Source organism: Methanomethylovorans sp. (assembly GCF_041305605.1).
Classification (GTDB): Archaea; Halobacteriota; Methanosarcinia; order Methanosarcinales; family Methanosarcinaceae; genus Methanomethylovorans.
In genome coordinates this window covers 1-7,673 of record NZ_JBFYLB010000143.1, presented here as the reverse complement: position 1 = coordinate 7,673, position 7,673 = coordinate 1, and the positions used below count along the sequence as shown (strand labels likewise).

7 protein-coding genes are annotated in these 7,673 nt (G+C 45.4%); 2 read left to right on the top strand and 5 right to left on the bottom strand.

Annotation, left to right across the window (positions count from 1 at the left end; translation table 11 throughout):
* Together ACCM36_RS08945 and ACCM36_RS08940 are read left to right on the top strand one after the other, a co-directional pair.
* A partial coding sequence (locus tag ACCM36_RS08945; protein ID WP_370573409.1) for an HAD-IC family P-type ATPase occupies positions 1 to 860 on the top strand: 860 nt, incomplete at its 5' end.
* 194 nt (positions 861 to 1,054) lie between these two features.
* Entirely contained in the window at positions 1,055 to 3,766 is a 2,712-nt protein-coding gene (locus tag ACCM36_RS08940) for a DNA-directed DNA polymerase (RefSeq protein ID WP_370573408.1), read from the top strand.
* Here the strand turns inward: ACCM36_RS08940 and phoU are convergent, their stop codons facing one another.
* The 5 genes from phoU to ACCM36_RS08915 all read right to left on the bottom strand — a co-directional run.
* On the bottom strand, positions 3,767 to 4,426 hold the full coding sequence (phoU, locus tag ACCM36_RS08935) for a phosphate signaling complex protein PhoU (RefSeq protein WP_370573407.1): 660 nt from the start codon (positions 4,424 to 4,426) through the stop codon (positions 3,767 to 3,769). It abuts the gene before it with no gap.
* Between the two features lie 4 nt (positions 4,427 to 4,430).
* Entirely contained in the window at positions 4,431 to 5,204 is a 774-nt protein-coding gene (pstB, locus tag ACCM36_RS08930) for a phosphate ABC transporter ATP-binding protein PstB (protein WP_370573406.1), read from the bottom strand.
* Between the two features lie 15 nt (positions 5,205 to 5,219).
* Complete coding sequence (pstA, locus tag ACCM36_RS08925; RefSeq protein WP_370573405.1) at positions 5,220 to 6,077, bottom strand: phosphate ABC transporter permease PstA; 858 nt, start codon at positions 6,075 to 6,077, stop codon at positions 5,220 to 5,222.
* Positions 6,074 to 6,973: a phosphate ABC transporter permease subunit PstC gene (gene pstC / locus ACCM36_RS08920; RefSeq protein WP_370573404.1), complete on the bottom strand. Its 900-nt coding sequence runs from the start codon at positions 6,971 to 6,973 to the stop codon at positions 6,074 to 6,076. Before pstC ends, pstA begins: the two co-directional genes overlap by 4 nt.
* Positions 6,974 to 6,993: 20 nt before the next feature.
* Positions 6,994 to 7,673: PstS family phosphate ABC transporter substrate-binding protein (locus ACCM36_RS08915; RefSeq protein WP_370573403.1), on the bottom strand; the 680-nt coding region annotated here is incomplete at its 5' end.

Below are 7,673 nucleotides of genomic sequence, written 5' to 3'. Positions count from 1 at the left end.
ATAAATCCCGTATAGTGCGCTTGTTGCAGGAGCGGGGTGAAGTGGTTGCGGTCACAGGAGACGGCATTAATGATGCACCGGCACTGAAAAGAGCTGACATAGGAATTGCCATGGGCAGATCAGGTACTGAAGTTGCCAAGGAAGCTTCTGATATGGTACTTGCGGACGACAATTTTGCTTCTATTGTGAATGCCATCGAGGAAGGTAGGGATGTTTATAGCAAGATACAGAAGGTCATTTTATGGACACTGCCCACAAATGCAGCCGAGGGTCTTGCAATAATGGCTGCTGTCCTGCTGGGAATCGTGAATCCTCCACTTCTTCCTATCCATATCCTGTGGATCAATACTGTAACTGCTATCGGTCTGGGAGTTCCCATTGTGTTCGAGCCGAAGGAGCCGCATCTTCTGAATAGGCATCCGCGCCCCCGCGATGAACCCCTTCTGCTACCAATAATCAAACGCAGGATCGTGACAGTGGCCTTGCTTATGGTAGCCGCTACTTTTTTGCTCTTCTTCCTGGAAATAAACACCAATGGGAAGAATATCACTACTGCTCAGACCATAGCACTGAATACCATCGTTTTCTTTGAGATATTCTATCTTTTCACCTCGAAGTCTATCTATGAGAGCGTAGCAGGACGCCTGTTCTCCAATTGGGTGATGTCAGGCGGGGTAATTCTGGTCATCCTTCTGCAAATGTTGATCACTTACCACCCCTTCATGAACAATGTCCTTAATACGGCTCCGCTGGGTGTGACTGACTGGCTTCTTATAGTATTAGTATCCAGTAGTGTTTTCTTCGTAATCGAAGCGGAAAAATCGATCCACAGAAAACGGAAGGCCGGAACCAGAGAGTGAGGGTGTAGATATGAAATTCCTTGGATGAGGCGAAATGGGGGTGATGAATGTTTCCGGCTGGTCATTCACTTTAAACTCTGCATTCATCGCCTTTTTTCATTCATCTTAATTGAACTAAATATTCAAATCGCTCTCCGGGAACTACTACTTATTCTCGCGCAAAACATATATGCTCTCAGTAGGTACATAGCCTCATGAACTTTCAGATCCTGGATGCAGACTATGTAACCGAAGGTACTAGTCCTGTTGTGCGTCTCTTCGGCAGGGACGAGGATGGAAAGAGTGTCTGCTGCTATGTGCCGGGATTTGAACCATACTTTTATGTGAATGCTTACGGTGAGCTTGACCTGATATGTAAGCTCATAAAGGAACGTTTTGACGTAGTCAAAAGTGTTGATATAGTCCAGCGGTTTGAGCCGGTGGGATATCAGAAGTTCAGAAAACCCATGATACAGGTTACGACCTATGAGCCAAGGCACGTTCCTGAAATCCGTGATGACATCCTGCAGATTCCCGGAGTAAAAGAAGTATATGAGACTGACATACTGTTCAGGAACCGCTTTTTGATAGACAGGGGACTTCATGGCATGGGCTGGGTCTCAGTTTCCCCATCCAAGGAAAGTATTCCCGCCGGGAAAATGTACTGTGGCGCCGTATGCTTAGACCCGCATCCTGCTGAAGTTGAGAAGCTCCCCAATGCAGCCCTTAAGTTCCTGTCCTTTGATATCGAATGCCTGCCCATAGGTGGCTCCATGCCTTCTCCGGACGCATCTCCGGTGATCATGATAAGTCTCACATTTGCTCCTGCATACAAAGGCCACAATACCATTGTACTTGTGGCAAAACCGGTCTCAGGTGCGGGTCCGGATGTGGAAGCACTTGAATGTGAAGAATCCATGTTCAAGCGGTTCTTTGAGATACTCAGGGAATATGACCCGGATATACTAGTGGGTTACAACATCAACGATTTCGACATTCCTTACATAAGTGACCGTGTCAAGCTCCTCTCAGACTCCGGCGCTACAATAGATTCCGGTTCTGGACGCGATGGGCGGCCAATGAGCTATCGAAAGATTGGAACAATGACACTCATCTCCATGACAGGGAGGGTTGTTGTCGATGTTCTTCCTCTCATCCGCAGTCAGTTCAGTTTGAAGAGATATACGCTGCGCAATGTCGCCAAAGAGCTGCTGGACCGGGAAAAGCTTGATGTAGCACCCTCCGAAATGGAAGACTACTGGCACGATGAAGGGGAAAAACTGCTCAAGTTCATAGATTACGCAAGACGCGACTCCGAGCTTGCCATGGAACTGGTCATGAAGCTGCAGCTGCTCGACAGGTACATAGCTATCTCCAGGGTAAGCGGTTCCCTGCTGCAGGAAGTCATAGATGGTGGCCAGACTTCCATGGTTGAGAACCTCCTGCTGCGTGAATGTCGCATTAGGGACCGGGTAATTCCGCCCAAACCAAACGATGATCTTGTCTACTCCAGAAACAAGACTAGCGAGGGTTTGAAAGGGGGCGAAGTGCTGGAGCCTAAAAAAGGACTTCTTGAGAACGTCGTGATACTCGACTACAAGTCCCTGTATCCCACTATAATGATGGCTCATAACCTCTGTTATACAACAGTCGTCGAGAAAGATATCCCGGAAGAAGGCAAGACCATTACTCCACCATCAGGCGGCAGGTTCGTAACAGCAGATGTTTCAAAAGGGATTATGCCCACAATTCTGGAAAATCTCCTCAACCGCAGGATAGAGACCAAAAAGCGCATGAAAGGCGTATCCAATGAAGATGAATATCGGGCGCTTGATGCCACCCAGCTTGCTATGAAAATATTGCTGAACAGCTTTTATGGCTATGCAGGCTATACCCGTGCACGCCTGTACAGTCTCACCCTGGCTAATGCTGTCACAAGTTTTGGCAGAGAGAATATCCTCACCACACGCTCACTTATAGAGAATACCATCCACACTATCTACCTCAAAGATTGTAATTCCTACCTTAAAAGTGAGACGACTCCAGATCCGCAGAACAAGGCGATCTCCCTTTCAGTGGTATACGGCGATACTGACAGCGTCTTCGTACAATGCACAGCAAAAAGTGAGATATCCCTTGAAGATGCAGAACTTGTAGGTAAGAAGATTTCAGGCATAGTTTCAGCTTCCCTGCCTGACCCTATGGAGCTTGAGTTCGAATCAATAGCAAAACGTGCCCTTTTCATAGCAAAGAAAAGGTATGCTGTCTGGGTATTCGAACGCTCTGGAGATGGCTGGAAAGATGGCATAAAGGTAAAAGGCATGGAAACCGTGCGCAGAGACTGGTGTGAGCTGACCTCCAAGACCTTGAACAGAGTACTTGAACTGGTGCTTAAGGAAGGTGAAGTGGAAGCAGCGGTGAGACATGTAAGGAAAGTAGTGGATTCCATACGCAACCTCGATGTCACAAAGGATAAGGATATCATAGATGACCTGACTATGACGCGCATGTACTCCAAAAGGCGTGAACACTACAAGAACAAACAGCCCCATATTACGGTCGCCGAGAAGATGGAACAGAGAACCGGTTCTCTTCCTCCTGTGGGTGAGCGCATACCCTTTGTCATCACTGCGGGCAAAGATCTTTTTGTGAACCGCGCAGAAGATCCGGAGTATGTTCGAACACACAACGTTTCTCTTGATGTAGATTACTATGTCAAGAAACAAATCCTTCCACCGGTTGAAAGGATTCTGGGAGTTTTTGGGGTAGACCTTGCAAACCTTGATTATGATTCAAAACAGACCGGTCTGTCAGATTTTACGTCTGGGCCCTCAGAAAAAAAGATCAAGAGACCAGTTCCACGGAAGCCAGATGCAGAAGGAACATCACCCAGCAATGGCTCCCAAAGATCTCTCTTTGATTTCTGATCAGTTAAGTCTCACTCTTTCGGCTGTGATCAGGTAAACTATGCTTTGACAAATATTGCATATATGGTCTCCAATACGTTCCAGGTACCTTAGCACAAATAGTAGGTGTGAGGCATTGTTGATGAGGGAAGGGTCTTTTATCATCAGCTCTATGTATTCTTTCTCATTTTCAAAGAAAAGTCTGTCGAGTTTGTCATCCTCAGCAGTGACCTTCTTTGCCAATTCAGCATCAGAACTTTTAAAAGCTACCACAGCATCTTCAAGCATCTTCTGAGCTATATCGCTCATCATAGATATTCTTGATATCAGAGGTTCGACATCAGCACGTTCTCCTTCTATTTCCAGGGTTACCCAGGCCATATTACAGGCAAGATCACTTAATCTCTCCAGATCTATAGCCATTGTAAGGCAAGAAGTTATAAGTCTCATATCGCCTGCTATGGGTTGTTGAAGAGCTATAAGAGTTGATACGCTTTTATCTACTGTCATCTCATGTTCGTCGACAATCTCATCCATTGCAATCGTTTCCCGGGCAAGGTCCTTGTCCAGCTTATTTAAAGACTCTGTGGCATTCTGCAGCATGCACAATGAGGTCTCGGCCATTTCTAGAACATTAGATCTCAATATCTCTAGATTTCTCTGGTATTTTTCTCTTGACATCTATTCACCCGAACCTTCCGGTTATGTAATCTTCTGTCGGCTTCATTTGAGGATTCTCAAATATCTGGTCAGTTTTGCCATATTCTACTATGTCCCCTGTGAGAAAGAAAGCTGTGTTGTCTGATATCCTTGCAGCCTGCTGCATATTATGTGTGACTATCACTATTGTGTACTTCTTTTTGAGCTCCATTATAAGCTCTTCGATCTTGGAAGTGGATATCGGGTCAAGTGCACTGCAAGGTTCGTCGAACAATATAACTTCCGGCTTGACAGCTAGCGTTCTTGCTATACATAGCCTTTGTTGTTGCCCGCCACTAAGATCTAAAGCAGATGTTGTCAGCCTTTCAGCAACTTCTCCCCACAGCGCTCCCGATTTGAGGGCATCTTCTACTATACTGTCAATGTCTTTCTTAGCAACACCGTGGATTCGGGGTCCATATGCGATGTTATCATGAATGGTCATTGGAAATGGGTTTGGTTTCTGGAACACCATACCTACTCTTTTTCTCAGATCTACAACATCGACATCCTTGGAATAAATGTCCTTATTATCTATTTTTATACTGCCTTCTATCCTGCAGGTCTTTACAAGATCGTTCATCCTGTTTAAGCATCTCAGAAATGTAGACTTTCCACACCCTGAAGGTCCTATAAGAGCTGTTACGCTGTTCTTTGGGATATCTATCGAAATATCATGAAGTGCATGGTTATTGCCATACCAGAGATTAAGTCCCCTTACTTCTATCTCAGTCTGGTTTCCGTTATTTTGTCCTGACATTTGCTAACCTCTTTCTTAATTTTTGAGTTTTCTTCTATAATGTCTCCGTATAATGACAGCTATCATATTGACGCTGAGGACTATGGCCAGCAGTACCAGTGCAGTACCATATTGTATTGGCCTGGTCTGGGCGATATTGGTGCCTGCAGTGGCAATTACGTATAAATGATAAGGAAGTGCCATGAATTGGGAGTATACCGAATCCGGGAGCCTTGGAAGAAAATAAGCTGCCCCTGTAAGTAATATGGGTGCAGTTTCCCCTGCCACTCTGCCCACTGCAAGGATAGCGCCGGTTATCATGCCCGGGATGGCAGCAGGAAGTACCACCTGTCTGATTGTCTGCCATTTAGTAACTCCAAGTGCAAGGGAAGCATAGCGGTACTCCTCTGGTACAGTGATCAGTGCTTCCTGGCTTGCTCTTATTATGATCGGCAGGGCCATTAGTGCGAGGGTCAGTGCTGAAGCGAGTAATGAGGCACCATATCCCAGGTACTTCACAAACATTGCAAGCCCGAACAGGCCAAACACAACAGAAGGTGTTCCTGCAAGATTAATTATCGCCATCTCTATTGTCCATTTGGTTTTTCCCGGTTGTGCATACTCGTTCAGGTATATTGCTGCCATTATTCCTAGAGGTAAAGCAACTCCCATCGATCCAATTATGAGATAAATAGTTCCCAATATAGCAGGATATATGCCCCCTTCTGTCATCCTGTTCTTTGGCATTTCTGTGAGGAACTCAAGGCTGAGGACACTATATCCGTTTATGATTATCTGCAATAGTATGATCACAACTAAAAGTGCTACAAGGACAGCGCCAAGTCTTAACGCAGTAAACGCTATCTTTTGGTTCAATTGCGCTTTTTTTGTCATTGTCCTGCCCCCAGATTGAACTTATACTTTCTTTTTATGTGTTCGGCAATTATGTTTGTGATAAGAGTGGTTATAAATAGTACAGACCCTATGGCAAAGAGTGCATAGAAATGCTCACTACCCTGGGGAACTTCTCCCATTTCCAATGCAACAGTGGCTGTCATAGTCCTTACAGGTGCAAAAAGTCCATCTGGAAAACCAGGTATTACTGCAGTGTTTCCTGTAACCATCAGAACTGTCATTGTTTCTCCTATAGCTCTCCCAATTCCCAGCATGACAGCCGCTGATATTCCTGAAAGGGCGGCAGGGATGATCACTTTGTTGATGGTTTGCCACTCCGTAGAACCAAGGGCCAGGGACCCATCTTTTATAGCACGAGGTACTGAACTGATGGCATCTTCGGAAATGGATATGATGGTAGGTAATGCCATAATTCCCAACATTATAGAGCCTGCAAGTGCGGTTTGTCCAGTCGGGAGATCCAAAATGTCCTGAAGCATTGGAACGAGCACTACCAGACCAAAGAATCCGTAAACAACTGATGGAATTCCGGCAAGTATCTCCACAAGAGGTTTAAGCAGATCAGCTTCCTTTTCACCGGCAAGCTCTGAGATGTAGATAGCCACTGCAATCCCGAGAGGTACTGAAAATACAATCGCTCCAAAGGTCACTATCATTGACCCGAATAATAAAGGCAGCAATCCGAACTGAGGTGGCTGAGATGTTGGGTACCACTTTGTACCTGCAAGGAAGTCCAGGAATGGATACTCTTGGAATAGTGCAATTCCATCTTTGAACAAAAAGATACAGATAAGAAAAAGGATGATCACTGCTGTAACTGCTGAGAGGTATAGCAGGGATTCGATCACTTTTTCTCTGTATAGTTTATTTTTCATTTCAGATCCTTTACTTGATCTTATTTTGCTGGGAAGTATCCGACGTCAGAAACTATTGCCTGTCCTTCCCCACTCATTATATATTCTATGAACTCTTTTGCAAGTCCCTGAGGTTCACCGTTAGTATAGTAGTATAGCTGCCTCGCCAATGGGTATTCTCCGCTGAGGATCTTTTCTTCGGTAGCAGGTACGAAAACTCCTTCTCCGCCATCAAGTGCAAGAGCTTTTGTGCTGGTATCAAGATACGCATACCCTATGTATCCAATGGCACCCTTATTCTGAGCAATTTCCTGTACTATGGCTCCTGTTGCAGGTTGGACAAGTGCATCCTGGCGGTATTCGCTTTCGACAAGGATTTCTTCCTTGAAGTATTCATATGTACCAGAGCTGCTGTCACGGCTGATTACGGTAATTTGCCTGTCCTCGCCTCCAACATCTTTCCAGTTACTTACATTTCCGTCGTAGATGGCCTTCAGTTGTGTGAAGGTCAACTGGCTGACAGGGTTCTCTGGGTTTACGACTACGGCGATTCCATCCCATCCAATAACGGTTTCTAATGGATTGATGCCATTTTGTTTTGCTTCTTCTATCTCTGAGTCTTTCATTGACCTGGAAGCCATGGCTATTTCCACTTCACCGTCTATGAGTGCTGCAATTCCTACTCCTGAACCCCCACCAATTACTGTGATACTCTGTTCCG